This is a genomic window from Collimonas fungivorans Ter331 (genome assembly GCF_000221045.1).
In the GTDB taxonomy this organism is placed as follows: Bacteria; Pseudomonadota; Gammaproteobacteria; order Burkholderiales; family Burkholderiaceae_D; genus Collimonas; species Collimonas fungivorans_A.
In genome coordinates this window covers 2,421,621-2,437,876 of sequence record NC_015856.1, presented here as the reverse complement: position 1 = coordinate 2,437,876, position 16,256 = coordinate 2,421,621, and the positions used below count along the sequence as shown (strand labels likewise).

Genomic DNA, 16,256 nt, shown 5'->3' with positions numbered 1-16,256 from the left:
CTTACAGCAGCGCCGTCAACTCCACCTGCGCTTTCAACAGCGCCGGCAAACAACGCTCGACAATATCCTCCACCGCCATGCGCGCCGCATGCACGCTGACGTTCACCGCCGCGACCGTCTCTCCCCGGAAATTCTTGAGCGGAACCGCGATCGTGCGCAAGCCCAGTTCCAGCTCCTGGTCGACTACGGCGTAACCCTGGGCCCGGGTGCGGGTAATTTCCAGCAGCAACCTCTCCTTGTTGACGATGGTGTGGGCAGTGATCGGCTCAAGCTGCAGCCGTTCCAGGAACGATTCGATCTGCGCTTGCGGCAGGCTGGCCAGCAGGACGCGGCCGTTGGCGGTGCAAAACGCCGGCACCCGTGTGCCGGGTTGCAGCGTGGCCGATACCAGCCGGCCGGCGCTGACGGCGGCCACGCACACCAGTTCGTCATGGTCCAGCACCCCGGCCGAGGCCGCCTCTTCCAGCGAATAAGCCAGGCGGTACAGCAAGGGCTGGACGATGCGCGGCAGCCGCGCCGAATGCAGGTAGGACTGTCCCAGCCTCAGCACCTTGGGCGTCAGCGAAAACACCTTCTGTTCATGCCGCACATAACCCAGGTGCGTCAGGGTAATCAGGTAGCGCCTGGCCGCGGCCCGCGTCAGGCCGGCGCGCTGCGCCACCTCGCTGATCGTCAGGCGCGAGCGCTCCTGGTCAAAAGCTTCGATCACCAGCAAGCCCTTTTCCAGTCCGGCGATCAAGTCGCGCTTGAGCGGTTCTTCCGAAGAAGAAATTGGCGCTATGTCTGAACGCGCATCAGGCAAGGGTTTGATAGTCATTAAATCTCCATTTGGGCGCATATCGCACAATGTGGGCGTTATACGGTTATGGCGGCATCCTATCACCTTGATGCCAAATTGCCGATCCCCTATGATTTAAATCACTTAGACAGAAAATCAGGTTTCTGCGCGATATACGCACAATCATGCAGAGAACCGATTTTCTCGCTGCCCAAGACGATGGCGCAGCATCCCCTCCAATCAAAAGGAAACCTACGTGAGATTCGAGTCCACAGAAACCGGGGTCTACCCCAGCCTGATTTATCCGCCCTATCTCTCCACCGTGAAACGCGGCCCGACCCGGGAACCGCTGCGCATCCGCGCTGCCGAACCGGTCCAGGCCAACATTACCGCATCGCCCAGCCTGATCCTGCCGCACGACACCGACCTGACCAGGCATGGGCAAGGCGAGCCGCTGGGCGAAAAAATCGTCGTCACCGGCCGCGTGCTGGATGAAGACGGCAAGCCGGTGCGCAATTCACTGCTGGAAGTGTGGCAGTGCAATTCCGCTGGCCGCTACTGGCACAAGCGCGACCAGCACGATGCGCCGCTCGATCCGAATTTTTTCGGCTTCGGCAAGATGCTCACCGACGACGACGGCCGCTACCGCTTTGTCACCATCAAACCCGGCCCTTATCCCTGGGGCAACCACCACAAGGCCTGGCGCCCGGCGCATATCCATTTCTCCCTGTTCGGCAGCGTCTATGCGCAGCGGCTGGTGACGCAGATGTATTTCCCCAGCGATCCCCTGTTCGATTACGACCCGATATTCCAAAGCATCCCCGACCTGGCCGCGCGCCAGCGCCTGATTGCGCGCTTCAGCCTGGAGCAGACGATCGACGACCAGATGCTGGGCTACGAATTCGACATCGTCCTGCGTGGCCGCGACGCCACGCCCATGAGTCTCTGAAAGCAAATACAAATGGCTTCCAATATCACTACCTCACAAACCGTAGGCCCTTTTCCGCACGAAGCATGGGCCTGGGCGGTAAGCGCCAGCGCCACCTTGCACACCACAGCGCCAACCATCACCATCAGCGGCGTGCTGCGCGACGGCGACGGCGCGCCGATCAACGACGGCTGGGTCGAAGCCTGGATGCCGGATGCGGCCGCTGCCGAAACGGCGCAGCAGCTACCTGGTTTCCGCCGCATCGCCACCAACGACGACGGCGCTTTCCGCATCGAGGTATCGCTGCCCAGTCCTGCGCGTTTCGGAAAACCCGTGCTGTTCGCCACCGTCTTTGCGCGCGGCCTGGTGAAGCACCAGTTCAGCGCGGTTTTCCTTGAAGACGACAGCGGCCTGGCGCAATCCGAGATCCTCAGCCAGGTTCCCGCGGACAGGCGCCCTACCTTGATTGCGCGCAAACAGGGAGATGCCCGCTATCATTGGGATATCTGGATGCAGGGCGACAAGGAAACCGTGTTTTTCGACTATGTTTGACGATGGCGGTTGCTGTCGCCGTTTTTTCGCTGTTATCTTGTTTATTGACTGAACGGAGCCGCAGTGAGCGTTTCGATTTTTGACAGTTTCCTCACCACCCCGGAGATGATCGCCGTGTTCGACGATACCGCCGTGGTGCAAGCCATGTTCCGTTTCGAGGAAGCCCTGGCGCGTGCGCAGGCGGCGGAAGGAATCATTCCCGACAGCGCAGCGCGCGCCATCGCCAGCGTCTGCAACGCGCAGCTGTACGACATCCCGGCGCTGGTGCACGCCAGCCGCCGCGCCGGCAGCCTGGCGATTCCGCTGGTCAAGGAACTGACCAAGACAGTCGCCTTGTTCAACCAGGAATCCGCCAGCCATGTGCACTGGGGCAGCACCAGCCAGGACGTGATCGATACCGGCATGGTGCTGGTCACCCGCGAAGCGCTGAGCCTGCTCGACCAAGGCCTGCAAACGCTGACCGACAACTTGCTGCGCCTGGCCGCACAGCATCTGACGACACCGATACTGGCGCGCACCTTGATGCAGCCGGCCCAGGTCACCAGCTTCGGTTTCAAGCTGGCCGGCTGGGCCGCGCCTTTGCTGCGCGCCCGCCTGCAGCTGCGCCAGGCCGCGCAGCGCGCACTGCAGTTGCAACTGGGCGGCGCGGTCGGCACGCTGGCGGTGATGGGCGCCAAAGGCCCGCTGGTAGCGCAGCGCATGGCGGACGACCTGGATCTGTCCGTGGCCGACGCCGCCTGGCATACCCAGCGCGACGAATGGGTACGGCTGGGACTGGAAGTCGCGGTGCTGAGCGGCAGCCTGGGCAAGATCGCCACCGACCTCAGCCTGCTGGCGCAAGGCGAGATCGCCGAGCTGGCAGAACCATCCGGCAACGGCCGCGGCGGTTCGTCGGCCATGCCGCACAAGCGCAACCCGGTGTCGGCCATGATTGCCCTGGCGGCCGCCACCCGTACTCCGCAAAACGCGGCGGCGCTGCTGGCGGGCATGGGCCAGCAGCATGAGCGCGGCCTCGGCAACTGGCAGGCCGAACTGGCGGAGTGGCCCGGCTTGTTCCTCAGCGCCCATGGCGCGCTCAGCGCATTGAACGAAGCCGTCGCCGGGCTGCAGGTCGATGCCGCACGCATGCTGCGCAATATCGATGCGCTGCAAGGACTGGTGTTCGCAGAGGCCGCATCAATTTACCTGGCCGGCGCAATCGGCCGGCCGCAGGCGCATGGCCTGATGGAACAGTTGACGCAGCGCGCGGTTGCCGACGGCAGGCAGCTGGCCGAGGTGGTGCTGGAGGCCGTCAAGGCGGACGAGCGCCTGCGCGACCAGCTTGACCCTGAAGTATTAAGCGCATTGTTCGACCCGGTCGCTGCCACGGCACCGGCCGAAGCATTGGCGCGCCGGCAATTGCAGGGCTTGCGGGCCGCCATGGATGCATTGCAGGCGCAAGCCGTTTTCGCCTGATTGCGCCTGAATGCACCTAACCCAACCACGAATGAACAGGTAAACCAACCATGAGCTACGATCCCATCGATCATGACTTCGAACGCGGCATGCAGAACCGCCGCCAGATACTCGGCGACGACTGGGTCGACCGCTCGCTGGCCAACGCCACCGGCTTCAACGCCGAATTCCAGAACCTGATCACGCGCTTTGCCTGGAATGAAATCTGGGGCCGTCCCGGACTGGAACAGAAAACCCGGCGCGTGATCGTGCTGGCCATCACCATGGCGCTGGGCCGCTGGGAAGAATTCGAACTGCATGCGCGGGCCGCGCTGCTGGGCGACGCCGGGACGCGCCTGACGCCGGATGAAATGAAGGAAGTGCTGATGCAGGGCGCCATCTATGCCGGCGTGCCCGCCGCCAATACCGCATTCACGCATGCGCAAAAGATCCTGCGCGACATCGGCGCGCAGATCGGTTACGCGCCGGCGCCGTCAGCCCCGGCGGCGGCAGTCCATCCCGGCATCGGCCGCGCAGCCGCCACCGACAGCAAACCGGCCTTGCATTACAGCGTGCGCGCGCCGCGCAGCGGCAAAGCGCCGCGCCACACCGTGGTGCTGAGCCATGCACTCGGCTGCGACCTCACCATGTGGGACAGCCTGGCCAACCTGCTGGCCGCCGATTGCCGCGTCATCGCCTACGACCATCGCGGCCACGGCAGCTCCGACGCCCCCGCAGGACTGTACGCCATCGCCGACCTCGCCGACGACGCAGCGCGCCTGCTGCGTGAGCTCGATTCCGGCCCGGTGGTATGGATCGGCCTGTCGATGGGCGGCATGACCGGCCAGGAACTGGCGCTGCGCCATCCGTCGCTGGTGGCCGCGCTGGTCCTCGCCAACTGCACTTCGCACTACCCGCCGCCGGCGCGTGAAGTGTGGCAGCAACGGATCGACACCGTGCGCGCCCAAGGCATCGAAGTGATTGCCGACGCCGTCATGGGGCGTTATTTCCACGACCGTTTCCGCGCCGAGCACGGCGCCACTGTGGCGCGTTTCCGCCAGCGCCTGGCCACTACCGGGCCTGCCGGCTATATCGGCTGCTGCCACGCGGTCGGCACCGTGGATACCACCGCGCGCCTGCCGCAGATAACCGTGCCGACGCTGGTGATCGCCGGCGAGCTGGACCAGGGCACGCCGCTGGCCATGGCGCAGACACTGGCCGAGCAGATCCCGCAAGCCAGCCTGGTCGTATTGAAAGACGCTTCGCACCTGAGCGCAACGGAACAGCCGCAGGCGTTTGCCCAGGCCGTTGTGCAATTCATGCAGGAGTTATGACAGCGGCAGCTCCGTGGCCGGATGGCATTCACTATGGCTGAGCTAAGTCTGGATCCCCAGACTGGCTGCAGCAATTCATTTGAAACCATCCACTTCGGAGGCTGCCATGGACACAGATGCAAGACTTTGGCTGAACAAGGTGCCGCAAGTCACCGTGCTGTTCTGGATCATCAAGATGATGTCCACTACCGTCGGCGAAACCGGCGCCGATTTCCTGAATGCCGACCTCAATTTCGGCCTGGGCGCAACCACCGCGCTGATGGGCATATTGTTTGCCGTCGCGCTGGCGTTCCAGCTGCGCGCCAGGCGCTACGCGCCCTCCCTATACTGGCTCACCGTAGTATTCGTCAGCGTATTCGGCACCCTGCTCACCGACAACCTGACCGACCGTCTCAACGTGCCGCTGGCCGCCTCCACCGCCTGCTTCAGCATCGCCCTGATGGCCACCTTCGCCATCTGGTATGCGCAGGAAAAAACGCTTTCCATCCTGTCAATTGACAGCCCCAGGCGTGAACTGTTTTACTGGGCTGCGATCTTATTTACTTTCGCCCTCGGCACCGCGGCCGGCGACTGGCTGGCCGAGGGCTTGAACCTGGGTTATGCCAATTCCGCCCTGCTGTTCGGCGGACTGATCGCGGCCGTCGCCTTTTTCCGCTACATATTCAAGGCCGATGCCGTCGCCTGTTTCTGGATCGCGTATGTGCTGACGCGCCCTTTCGGCGCATCCTGCGGCGACCTGCTGTCGCAGCCGGCAAGCAGCGGCGGCCTGGGCTTCGGCGCCATAGAGGCCAGCATCGTGTTCTTGGCGCTGATCATCGGCATGGTCATTTATCTGTCGCTTGTCCCGAAACGCCTGAACCAGTAACAGACCTGATATCGAAAGGAAATCCGCATGAACCAGTCTATCGAACGCGGCTTGAGCAAGGTCCCGGAAGTGACCCTGCTGTTCTGGATCATCAAGATAGCCGCCACTACGCTAGGTGAAACCGGCGGCGACGCCGTCTCCATGTCGATGAACCTCGGCTACCTGGCGGCGACCGCCATTTTCGCCGCAATCTTCCTGGTTGCCGTGTTTGCCCAGATCAAGACCAAGGGTTTTCATCCTTTCCTCTACTGGGCCACCATCATCGCCACCACCACCGTGGGAACCACGCTGGCCGATTTTGCCGACCGTTCACTCGGCATCGGCTATGCGGGCGGCAGTACCTTGCTGTTTATCCTGCTGATGGCATCGCTGGCGGTCTGGCACCGCACGCTCGGCTCGATATCGGTGGACACCGTCAACACGCCCAAGGCCGAGATGTTTTACTGGCTGACCATCATGTTTTCCCAGACCCTGGGGACGGCGCTGGGCGACTGGACCGCGGATAGCGCCGGCCTCGGCTACACCGGCGCCGCGCTGGTGTTCGGCACGCTGCTGGCGCTGCTGGTGCTGGCCTACTACCGGACGCGCATATCGCGCACCCTGCTGTTCTGGGCGGCATTCATCCTGACCCGGCCGCTGGGCGCCGTGGTCGGCGATTTCCTCGACAAGCCGCTGAATGCCGGCGGCCTGGCGCTGAGCCGTTATTCCGCCTCGCTGGCGCTGTTTGCCTTCATTCTGGGCTGCATCCTGTTCTTCCGGCAAAGGCCGGCAAGCAAGGCCCACTAATCCCCATCGGGGTCTGCGGCGGCCGGGAGACATCTTCCGGACGCCGCTCGCGTTTACTTCGGGGTCCAGTTAGTCACCTTGGCCACCGCCGCATCGGTGAAAAACGCCAGCATGCCGCAACAAATCGGCAGTATTCCCAATAATTTTCTTACATTTCTCAAAATATTCTCCAGAATGAGTAGTGTGAAGTTCTCGGATATATTTCTATATTGCAATATTATAATAATCAAAATATTGCATATGGGAATCTTATTAATGGAGAAAGATCATGAGAGAAGACAATCTGCGTGGCGCGGAGCCGGAGATATCCCTAGCGGTACGGAGCGAGTTCAAGAGCTATCTTGAACATTTGAGCAAAGATCTTAGCGAGGAAGTACGGCAGTATCCAACGCCGATCGCCCGCTGCGACGAACAGCTCACCAAACTCATAGAGCAGCGCGGACAGGCATTCCAGCTGCTGCACCGCATCGGCGATAGCGGGCAGGCCGAAGCCAAACTGACCCGCCGCCAATTGCTGGCCGCGGTAAAAGACTTTCTCGCCACGCCGGATTTCGATCACAGCAATGCTAGCGAGAAAACCATCCGCTTGCATCTGAGGACAGCGTTGGCCGCACTGGAATCGCAGCGCATTGCGATTCGTGAAATTATTCCGACAGCGCCGCCGTCAATCGTCTTGCTCAACACTATTTAACGGATGTAATGCGATGCGCTGAAGTGTAATTTTATGCATCATAGTTTGGCCTGAAAAAAATAAGAGATATAGTTTCTCAACCAAACAACTGTGGGAGAAAACATGAAACGCATCCTCTGCGCGGCCGCGCTGGCAGCACTCAGCGCTACTGCCTTTATACCAAGCCAGGCAATGGCGCAAATCGGCGTCAACATCACCATCGGCACCCCTCCTCCGGCGCCGCGCTATGAGCGCGTGCCGCCGCCGCGGGTCGGTTATGTCTGGGCGCCTGGGTACTGGAACTGGAACGGCAGCCGCCATGTCTGGGCCGGCGGCCATTGGGAACGGGCCCGCAGCGGCTATCAGTACAGCCGCCCAGAATGGCGGCAGGGTAACAATGGCTGGGAACTGAACCGCGGCGGCTGGCGCCGTGGCGACGATCGCCGTGATGATCGCCATGACGACCGCCGCGGTGACGACTGGCGTGACGATGGCAACGGCCGTTACCATTGCCCTCCGGGCCAGGCAAAAAAAGGCAATTGCTAAATAGCAGCGCCAGCCTGATCTGCCTTGCAGCGGGTCAGGCTGCCTACCTGACCGCCTAAAGCGGCAACTGGGTAGTCGAAAGAACCTGCTTGAGCACCATGAATGTGCGGATCTGCCGCACGCCCGGCAGGTACAGCAGCTGCTCCGCATGGAGCCGGTTATAACTATCGTTATCCTTGGTCCGCAGCAGCATGAAGTAGTCGAATTCGCCCGTGACTACATGGCACTCAAGGCAACCCGAAACTTTCTGCGCCGCCCGCTCGAAATCGGCAAACGATTCCGGCGTCGAGCGATCCAGCACCACCCCGATCATCACCATGGTTCCGGCATCCAGCGCGCGCGGATTGAGCAAGGCGACGATGCCCTTGATCAGTCCCGACTCCTTGAGCCGTTCGACGCGCCGCAGACATGCCGGCGCACTCAAGTTCACCTTGGCCGCCAGCGCCACGTTAGAGATGGAAGCATCGCGCTGCAGCGCCCTGAGAATGGCGCGGTCGGTACGATCCATCGCCGCCCCAGTAGCATCCGCCGGCGGCGCCTTGGTAAGCAACTTTGTTGCTTTCATATAGTTTTTCTCAGAATAAAAATCATCTATTGAAGAGAATTTCATATTTTAGATCTGAATTCTCTTGAAAACTTGCAACCCGGATTCCAGAGATTGATTCTAATATGGTTTTTGTTCCGGCAGCACCGCCGGCGAAGTATGGATCCCCCTCAACCTCAGGAGTCGCTTCCATGAACCTGCAGAAATTTCCCCGCTATCCGCTCACCTTCGGGCCCACCCCTATCCAGCCGCTGCCACGCCTCAGCGCCCACCTCGGCGGCAAGGTTGAACTCTATGCAAAACGCGAAGACTGCAACAGCGGCCTGGCGTTCGGCGGCAACAAGACCCGCAAGCTCGAGTACCTGATCCCGGAAGCGCTGGCGGGCGGCTACGACACGCTGGTGTCGATAGGTGGCATCCAGTCCAACCAGACGCGCCAGGTCGCCGCGGTTGCCGCCCATCTCGGCCTGAAATGCGTGCTGGTGCAGGAGAACTGGGTGAATTATTCGGACGCGGTGTACGACCGGGTCGGCAACATCGAGATGTCGCGCATCCTCGGCGCCGAGGTGCGGCTCGACAGCGCGGGCTTCGATATCGGTATCCGTCAGAGCTGGGAGCAAGCCATGGAAGACGTGCGCAAAGCCGGCGGCAAGCCGTTTCCGATTCCGGCCGGTTGCTCGGAACACCCGCGCGGCGGCCTCGGCTTCGTCGGTTTTGCGGAAGAAGTACGGCAGCAAGAAGCTGAACTGGGCTTCAAGTTCGACTACATCGTCACCTGCTCGGTAACCGGCAGCACGCAAGCCGGCATGCTGGTCGGTTTCGCCGCCGACGGCCGCGCCGAGCGCGTGATCGGCATCGATGCCTCGGCCAAACCGCAGCAAACCTTCGAGCAGATCCTGCGCATCGCAAAAAACACCGCCGCGCTGGTCGAGCTGGAACGCGACATCACGGCTCGCGATGTGGTGCTCGATACGCGCTTCGGCGGCCCCGAATACGGCTTGCCGAACGACGGCACGCTGGAAGCGATCCGCCTGTGCGCGCGCATGGAAGGCATGCTGACCGACCCGGTCTACGAGGGCAAGTCGATGCAAGGCATGATAGAAAAAGTCAGGCTGGGCGAATTCCCGCCCGGCTCCCGCGTGCTGTACGCCCACCTGGGCGGCGTACCGGCGCTGAACGCTTACAGTTTCCTGTTTCGCAACGGTTAGCAGTCATGGCGCGACAATTTCAGGATTAGGCTACATCATCCCGCATGCTTTATCCTTGTATCTGTAGCTACAAAAAAGGGAAGCATGCCTACCTCAAAAAACCCCGGCCGGCTGCGCGACTTTGTCACCGCATTCGCCGCCCTGCTCGAGAACAAGCCGCCGCAAGCGCAGATCCTGCACGACGGCGGCGCCCTGCTGCAGCAATTGATCGCGGTCGACGACTGGCTGCCAGATGCCTATGCCCAGCCGCAGCCTGAGCGTTACCAGCAATATCTGCTGCATGCCGATTCGGCCGAGCGGTTTTCGATAGTCAGCTTCGTCTGGGGCCCTGGACAGACAACGCCGATCCACGACCATACGGTATGGGGCCTGATCGGCATGCTGCGCGGCGCCGAGTATGCGCAAGCCTACCGGCGCAGCGCCGGCGGCAGCCTGCAGGCTGAAGGGGCGCCGCTCAAGCTGACGCCGGGCACGGTGGAAACGCTGTCGCCCGAGGCCGGCGACATCCACCAGGTGCGCAACGCATTTGCCGACAGCGTCTCGATCAGCATCCATGTATACGGCGCTAACATCGGCGCGGTGCAGCGCTCGGTATACGCCGAGGACGGCAGCAGCAAGGCCTTCATCTCCGGTTACTCCAACAGCCATTTGCCGAATATCTGGGACCGTTCCAGCGAATTGAAAAAATCATGACCACAACCCAAAACACCACTTTCGCCACACTCTCGTTCCAGCAGATCCATGCCGCGCTGCTGGAGCGCAAGGAACTGGCCTTGCTCGACGTGCGTGAAGAAGCGCCGTTCGCCGAAGCGCATCCGCTGTTCGCCGCCAACCTGCCGCTGGGGCGCATCGAACTGGAAGCCTACGCCCGCATCCCGCGCCGCGACACCGTCATCGCGGTCTACGACGATGGCGAAGGCTTGGCCCAGCCTGCGGCGCAACGCCTGCTGCAGCTCGGCTACAGCGCCGTGCACCTGCTGGCCGGCGGCTTGCAAGGCTGGCGCGACGCCGGCGGCGAAATCTTCCGCGACGTCAATGCCCCTAGCAAGGCCTTCGGCGAGCTGGTGGAATCGCAACGCCACACGCCGTCATTGTCGGCGCCGGAGGTCAAGGCTTTGCTTGATGCGGACGCCGACGTGGTGGTGCTCGATGCGCGCCGTTACGATGAATACAACACCATGAGCATCCCCGGCAGCGTCAGCGTGCCCGGCGCCGAACTGGTGCTGCGCGTGCGCGCGCTGGCGCCGCGCCCGGAAACCCGGGTCATCGTCAATTGCGCCGGACGCACCCGCAGCATCATCGGCAGCCAGTCGCTGATCAATGCCGGCATTCCGAATCCGGTTAGTGCCTTGCGCAACGGCACCATAGGCTGGACCCTGGCCGGACAGCAGCTGGAACACGGCAAGACCCAGCGCTTTGCCGAACGCTCCCTGGATCCATCCGGCAGCGAGCATCATGTACAGGCCGCCAAGGCCAGCCGGCAAGTGGCAGACCGGGCCAAGGTGGGACGCGCCGACCTGGCGGCCCTGGAACACTGGCAAGCAGAAACCGGCCGCACCACTTATCGCCTTGACGTCCGCACCCCTGAAGAATATAGCCGTGGACACCTGCCCGGCTTCGGTTCTGCCCCGGGCGGCCAGCTGGTGCAGGAAACCGACCACGTGGCGCCGGTGCGCGGCGCCCGCATCGTGCTGGCGGACGACGATGGCGTGCGCGCCAACATGACGGCTTCCTGGCTGGCGCAGATGGGTTGGGAAGTCCATGTGCTGGACGGCCTGCAGCCGCAGCATTTCAGCGAAAGCGACCATCCGGCCCAGGCCTTGCCGCCAGCGCCGCCGTACGAAGCGGTCAGCGCGCAGCAGCTGTCGCAATGGCTGCAAGAGGGAACGGATACCGTGCTGCTCGATTTCACCAGCAGCGCCAACTACGTCAAGCAGCACATCCCCGGCGCGCGCTTCGCCTTGCGCTCGCAGCTGGCGCAAGTATTAGAGCAGGCAGCCGGCGCCGAACGTTACGTGCTGACCTGCGGCAGCAGCCTGCTGGCGAGCTACGCGGCCGGCGATGCGCAACTGCTTGGCGACAAGCCGGTGTTCGTGCTCAAAGGCGGTACGGCAGCCTGGATTGCTGCCGGGCTGCCGCTAGAATCGGGCGAGACCGTGCTGGCGTCGCCGCGCATCGACCGCTACCGGCGGCCGTATGAAGGCACCGACAACCCGGCTGCAGCGATGCAAGCCTACCTGGACTGGGAATACGGCCTGGTCGCACAGCTGGCGGCCGACGGCAGCCATGGATTTTTTGTGATCTGAAACGCCGGCAAAGCGCTATATTTTCACCGACACGGATAAATCACCGCTGGCGTCGATTTATCCGCACGATCAAGTGTCGTTGACCAGGCCGGCGGCAAGCGCCCGTTCCTGGTTCTTGAAAATCGCCATGGCCGTGCTCATGCGCTTGAATCCCAGTTTCTTGTAGAAGCCTTCCTTGCCTGGAACTGCGTAGAGAATGATTTTCTTGTGTCCGGCGGACAGGTCCCGCAATTTGCTGATGATGGCCTTGCCCAGGCCCTGCCCCTGGAAATCCGGATGGATCGCGACGTCGCAAATATAGGAACAATCGATGCTGTCCGCCAGCGCCCTGCCGGCGCCGGCCAGGACTGCGCCGTCGAATACGAAGCACTTGTACAGGCTGTTGGTAAATGCCGTTTTCAGATCGTCCGGGTGCTTGTCGCCCAGCGGCGCTATCTTGTAAAGATTGGACAGCGCCGCCCAGTCCATGTTTTCCTGCTCGAAAACCCATTCCATTGTTACTCCTCCAGATCATCCGGTTTGCCATTATGCGAGGAAAATTGGAGGAACATAGAAAATTACCGGTTTTGCCGGCCTAGGCCGGCATGACGAAATTGTCATTCTTGTGTCATGAGATCGTCGGCTGCGCAAGCCTACACTGCTTGTCAGCGATGGCGAACATCTGCTCCGCAGCAGGCGCGCAGCGCCAGGCTGCGGGAGCAGCCGACGTTATCGCCCACCTCCATTCTTTAGGAAAACGACCATGCGCACCATACAAACGATAGTGACAATCCTCGCCCTCACCGCAACCGCCTCGGTTTTTGCCGAAGCCCCTTATCCCGCCGAACAGCCCTTTGTTTCCACCCAGACCAGGGCCCAGGTCGAGCAGGAAGTAGCCGTTGCCGCAGCCCAGGGCATGCTGCTCGAAAGTGACAGCAGCTATCCAGCCATCCGCGTTCCGGCCATGCCTGAGCACAAGCGGGTAACCGCGCAATTGCGGGACAGCGCGACACGCGGCGCCGGCGATTCGATTTACGCAGGCGCCTGACCGTCGGTTTCCGCCAGATGCCGGCGGTTTGAGGAATCCTGCGCTGCCAAAGAAAATAACATAGACATTTCGCACGATAGTGCTAAACTGCAGCGCATGGATACCCATACCGAAAAAAGCGAGCTCACCCTGGCGGCCATTGTCAATACGGCATTGGACATGGTCGCCACCCAGGGCCTGGAGAGTTTGTCCCTGGGCGAAGTGGCGAAACGGCTGGGCATCAGCAAGAGCGGCGTGTTCTCTCGCGTCGGCTCGCGCGAAGCCTTGCATGAAGCGGTGCTGAACGAATTCGACCGCCGCTTTTCCGCCGACGTATTCGAACCGGCGATGACGCAGGCGCGCGGCCTGCCGCGCCTTAACGCGCTGGTGATGAACTGGATTACGCGCACCTGCAATGTCACCGGCTGCATCTATGTCGCCGGCGCCTTCGAGTATGACGATGTCGACACGCCGATGCGCGAACGGCTGCAGCATAATGTGCTGCGCTGGCGCGGGGTTTTGCGGCGCGCCATCATCCAGGCGCTGGACGCCGGCCACCTGCGGCCCGACACCGATCCTGAACAGCTGGCGTTCGAGATCTACAGCCTGATGGTCGGCCTGATGCACGATGCGCGTTTTCTGCGCGATCCCAAGGCGCCTGACAGGGTGCGCAATGCCTATGAACGACTGACCTCGACCTACCGCAGTTTCAATTACCACGCATAAAACCATGTCGGCGCGAGATGCCGGTTTTTATTACGTTAATTTCGCACGACTGTGCGATAAAAGGAAAGAACATGCTGATTATTGCCGGAATCATTCTCGCGGCCGCCCTGGCCCTATGGCGCCTGGTCTGGCTGACAGGACAGGCGCTTCCCTCCTGCAACGACGATTTCATCTTTTTTTGAGCTGCCTCAGCCGACGCACCTCAAGAAATGAAAACGAACAATAAATTCTGCCGGGTTCGCCCCCGATTCTTCAATTTAGTCAAAACGGACAACATGGTCTGTCGAGCCCCTTTGTGGGCGCGGCTCTCCTCCGTCTTCGTTGGCGTGTACTCCGCTATCTAATTGCTACAGCTTCGGATTCCTGGGGTTGCCAACCTCCACCGAGCACCTTGAATGCCGCGACCGCCGCGCGTGCCGATTCGGTTTGCGCTTGCGCTCGCATATCGGAGGCACGTAACAGGCTCTCATCGGCTTGCAAGACTTCGATAAGGCTGACGACCCCTTTCTGGTATGCCGCAAACGAGGCCCCCCTCGCTCGACTGAGCGAATCCACGCCCTGACTGAGTACGCCGGCCTGATCTTCGCGTTTCACCAAGGCCGAGAACGCGTTTTCCACGTCCTCGGTAGCGCGCAGCACCGCGAGCCGATAACCGGCTAGCGCCTCGGCTTCCTGCCCTTTGGCCAAGTCAATCTGCGCGTTGATGCGGCCGAAGTCGAACAGACGCCAGCGAAGGCCCAGCACGCCGGCGGCTTGACTTGCGCCGCCGGTGAACAGGTTGCCGCTAGATAAAGATGTCGCGCTGCCAATCAGTCCGCTAAAAGAGAGCTTGGGGTAATACTCGGCGATTGCCATGCCGATACGAGCGTTTGACGCAGCCAGACGGCGTTCGGCCACAATCAGATCGGGCCGGCGCCTGAGCAAATCACGCGGTGATCCGGTTGATGCGATCTGCGGAGCAATCGGAATAACGGCTGCATTAGCCAGCTCCTCCCGGTGCGTACCGGGCGCTGTGCCCAGCATCACGTCCAGCGCATTCATGGCTGTATCCAGCCCTGTTTCGAGGACCGGTACCGATGCCCGCACCTGGGCGAGCGCACCCTCGACCTGCCGCACTTGAAGTTCGGCTGCCAATCCCTTGCCATAAAGCAGATTGATAGTTGAGAGTAGTTCCTGTTGCGTCTGTACCTGCCGGCGGGCAACATCTAGGCGAGTTTGCAGTCCACGGATGCTGATGTAGATGTCAGCGGTCTGCGCCGCCACAGCCAACCGTGTCGCCGCCGCGCCAGCCTCCGAAGCCTGATACTCGGCCAGTGCCGCTTCCCGGCCGCGACGCACGCCGCCGAATACGTCCAGCTCCCAGCCTACGCCGAGGTTGGCTTCATAGGCGTTGCCGTAACGATCGAAATTGGGCCTTGAATTCAAGACTTGCCCCAATGGCGTTTCAACCGACTGGTAGGCTCGTGCCCCCTGGGCATTGATGTTACCGGAAGGCAGCAGCGCGGCATTCGCAGCTCCGAGTCCTGCGCGCGCCTGAGCGACGCGAGCGGATGCCTGCGCAAGATCCAAATTCTGCTCCAGCGCAAGCGTTACGAAGTGGGCCAATTGTGGATCGCCAAAGCTTCCCCACCACACAGTGAAATCGGCAGTGGCGTTGGCATGCCGTTGCTCAACCGCCGTTTGACCTAGGTAGCGATCTGGCATGGGCGTGTCGGGCCGAATATAATCTGGCCCGACAGCGCAACCCGCTGAAAGACTGGCGACGACTAATGTGAAGAGAGTTCGTTTAAGTAGCATGGGTATCTTCCGCGACATGAAAGGGAGAAATTATTATGTGACTATATCATGAAATAGTCACTCGTTGTACAAATCGAGCAGAAGAGGTAAGCTGTTGAATATGAGTAAAGCAACCACTAATCCGGGCCCCGCCCGAGGCCCAGTCGATCACGAAGTGCGAGATCAAATTGTTGTCGCAGCTACCGAGCACTTCCGCCTGTACGGCTACGAAAAGACCACCGTCTCTGATCTTGCCAAGGCTATTGGCTTTTCCAAAGCATATATTTATAAGTTCTTCGAGTCCAAGCAGGCCATTGGCGAACTGATTTGTGCAAATTGCCTGCACGAGATCGAAACGGATGTCAGAGCAGCCGTTGACGGAGTCGACCGTCCGCCAGAGAAACTCCGACGCATGTTCAAGACGGGCGTCGAGTCATGCCTTCGCCTGTTTTTTGAAGATCGCAAGCTCTATGACATTGCGGCTTCGGCTGCCACCGAGCGTTGGGAGGCGGTGCGCGCCTTTGAGGAGCGCATTCAGGCAATGCTGCAGGACATCCTGCGCCAGGGGCGCGAGACAGAGGAGTTTGAGCGCAAAACGCCGCTCGATGAAACGGCGACGGCGATTTACTTGGTCATTCGCCCCTATCTCAATCCCTTGCTTTTGCAGCATAGCTTTGATTCGGCGGATGATGCCCCATCGCAACTATCTAATCTGGTGTTGCGCAGTCTATCGCCATAAATGCCAAATATCTATGTGACCATTGACACAATTAGTCACTAGTCCCAAAATAGAAATC

General features: G+C 61.2%; 18 protein-coding genes. 14 read left to right on the top strand and 4 right to left on the bottom strand.

Annotated features, from left to right (window positions below; all coding sequences use genetic code 11):
* Position 1 precedes the first annotated feature (1 nt).
* Positions 2-817 carry an IclR family transcriptional regulator domain-containing protein gene (locus tag CFU_RS10720; RefSeq protein WP_148264804.1) on the bottom strand — a complete coding sequence of 272 codons (816 nt, stop codon included), beginning with the start codon at positions 815-817 and terminating at the stop codon, positions 2-4.
* A gap of 217 nt (positions 818-1,034) precedes the next feature.
* Here CFU_RS10720 and pcaH point away from each other — a divergent pair, with 217 nt between their 5' ends.
* From pcaH to CFU_RS10680, 8 genes are all read left to right on the top strand, one after another.
* Complete coding sequence (gene pcaH, locus CFU_RS10715; protein ID WP_014006062.1) at positions 1,035-1,727, top strand: protocatechuate 3,4-dioxygenase subunit beta; 693 nt, start codon at positions 1,035-1,037, stop codon at positions 1,725-1,727.
* 12 nt (positions 1,728-1,739) lie between these two features.
* The gene (locus CFU_RS10710) at positions 1,740-2,258 is read left to right on the top strand and encodes a protocatechuate 3,4-dioxygenase (RefSeq protein ID WP_014006061.1); all 519 of its coding nucleotides are present in this window, start codon (positions 1,740-1,742) and stop codon (positions 2,256-2,258) included.
* A 63-nt stretch (positions 2,259-2,321) separates the two neighbouring features.
* Entirely contained in the window at positions 2,322-3,713 is a 1,392-nt protein-coding gene (pcaB, locus tag CFU_RS10705; protein ID WP_014006060.1) for a 3-carboxy-cis,cis-muconate cycloisomerase, read from the top strand.
* 50 nt (positions 3,714-3,763) lie between these two features.
* Positions 3,764-5,026 carry a 3-oxoadipate enol-lactonase gene (pcaD, locus tag CFU_RS10700; protein WP_014006059.1) on the top strand — a complete coding sequence of 421 codons (1,263 nt, stop codon included), beginning with the start codon at positions 3,764-3,766 and terminating at the stop codon, positions 5,024-5,026.
* A gap of 106 nt (positions 5,027-5,132) precedes the next feature.
* The gene (locus CFU_RS10695) at positions 5,133-5,891 is read left to right on the top strand and encodes a membrane protein (RefSeq protein ID WP_041741725.1); all 759 of its coding nucleotides are present in this window, start codon (positions 5,133-5,135) and stop codon (positions 5,889-5,891) included.
* A 27-nt stretch (positions 5,892-5,918) separates the two neighbouring features.
* Complete coding sequence (locus CFU_RS10690) at positions 5,919-6,677, top strand: membrane protein (RefSeq protein ID WP_014006057.1); 759 nt, start codon at positions 5,919-5,921, stop codon at positions 6,675-6,677.
* Positions 6,678-6,945: 268 nt separating this feature from the next.
* Positions 6,946-7,368: a hypothetical protein gene (locus tag CFU_RS10685; protein ID WP_014006056.1), complete on the top strand. Its 423-nt coding sequence runs from the start codon at positions 6,946-6,948 to the stop codon at positions 7,366-7,368.
* Between the two features lie 102 nt (positions 7,369-7,470).
* Entirely contained in the window at positions 7,471-7,893 is a 423-nt protein-coding gene (locus CFU_RS10680) for a YXWGXW repeat-containing protein (RefSeq protein WP_041741723.1), read from the top strand.
* 55 nt (positions 7,894-7,948) lie between these two features.
* Here CFU_RS10680 and CFU_RS10675 read toward each other — a convergent pair whose 3' ends face one another.
* Positions 7,949-8,458 carry an Lrp/AsnC family transcriptional regulator gene (locus CFU_RS10675; RefSeq protein ID WP_014006054.1) on the bottom strand — a complete coding sequence of 170 codons (510 nt, stop codon included), beginning with the start codon at positions 8,456-8,458 and terminating at the stop codon, positions 7,949-7,951.
* Positions 8,459-8,628: 170 nt separating this feature from the next.
* Here CFU_RS10675 and CFU_RS10670 point away from each other — a divergent pair, with 170 nt between their 5' ends.
* From CFU_RS10670 to CFU_RS10660, 3 genes are all read left to right on the top strand, one after another.
* Positions 8,629-9,645, top strand: a complete 1,017-nt coding sequence (locus CFU_RS10670; protein ID WP_041741721.1) for a 1-aminocyclopropane-1-carboxylate deaminase — start codon at positions 8,629-8,631, stop codon at positions 9,643-9,645.
* Positions 9,646-9,729: 84 nt separating this feature from the next.
* On the top strand, positions 9,730-10,338 hold the full coding sequence (locus tag CFU_RS10665; RefSeq protein ID WP_014006052.1) for a cysteine dioxygenase: 609 nt from the start codon (positions 9,730-9,732) through the stop codon (positions 10,336-10,338).
* Complete coding sequence (locus tag CFU_RS10660; RefSeq protein WP_014006051.1) at positions 10,335-11,951, top strand: rhodanese homology domain-containing protein; 1,617 nt, start codon at positions 10,335-10,337, stop codon at positions 11,949-11,951. The genes CFU_RS10665 and CFU_RS10660 overlap by 4 nt, the downstream gene beginning before the upstream one ends.
* A 69-nt stretch (positions 11,952-12,020) precedes the next feature.
* Here the strand turns inward: CFU_RS10660 and CFU_RS10655 are convergent, their stop codons facing one another.
* The gene (locus CFU_RS10655; RefSeq protein WP_014006050.1) at positions 12,021-12,446 is read right to left on the bottom strand and encodes a GNAT family N-acetyltransferase; all 426 of its coding nucleotides are present in this window, start codon (positions 12,444-12,446) and stop codon (positions 12,021-12,023) included.
* A 247-nt stretch (positions 12,447-12,693) separates the two neighbouring features.
* Between CFU_RS10655 and CFU_RS10650 the strand changes: the two genes are divergently transcribed.
* Entirely contained in the window at positions 12,694-12,978 is a 285-nt protein-coding gene (locus CFU_RS10650) for a DUF4148 domain-containing protein (RefSeq protein WP_014006049.1), read from the top strand.
* Positions 12,979-13,074: 96 nt separating this feature from the next.
* A complete protein-coding gene (locus tag CFU_RS10645) occupies positions 13,075-13,683 on the top strand; it encodes a TetR/AcrR family transcriptional regulator (RefSeq protein ID WP_014006048.1) in 609 nt (202 codons plus the stop codon).
* 336 nt (positions 13,684-14,019) lie between these two features.
* Here CFU_RS10645 and CFU_RS10640 read toward each other — a convergent pair whose 3' ends face one another.
* Entirely contained in the window at positions 14,020-15,480 is a 1,461-nt protein-coding gene (locus CFU_RS10640) for an efflux transporter outer membrane subunit (protein WP_041743301.1), read from the bottom strand.
* A gap of 100 nt (positions 15,481-15,580) precedes the next feature.
* On the opposite strand from CFU_RS10640, the gene CFU_RS10635 reads away from it, so the two are divergent.
* Entirely contained in the window at positions 15,581-16,198 is a 618-nt protein-coding gene (locus CFU_RS10635; RefSeq protein WP_041743299.1) for a TetR/AcrR family transcriptional regulator, read from the top strand.
* Positions 16,199-16,256 lie beyond the last annotated feature (58 nt).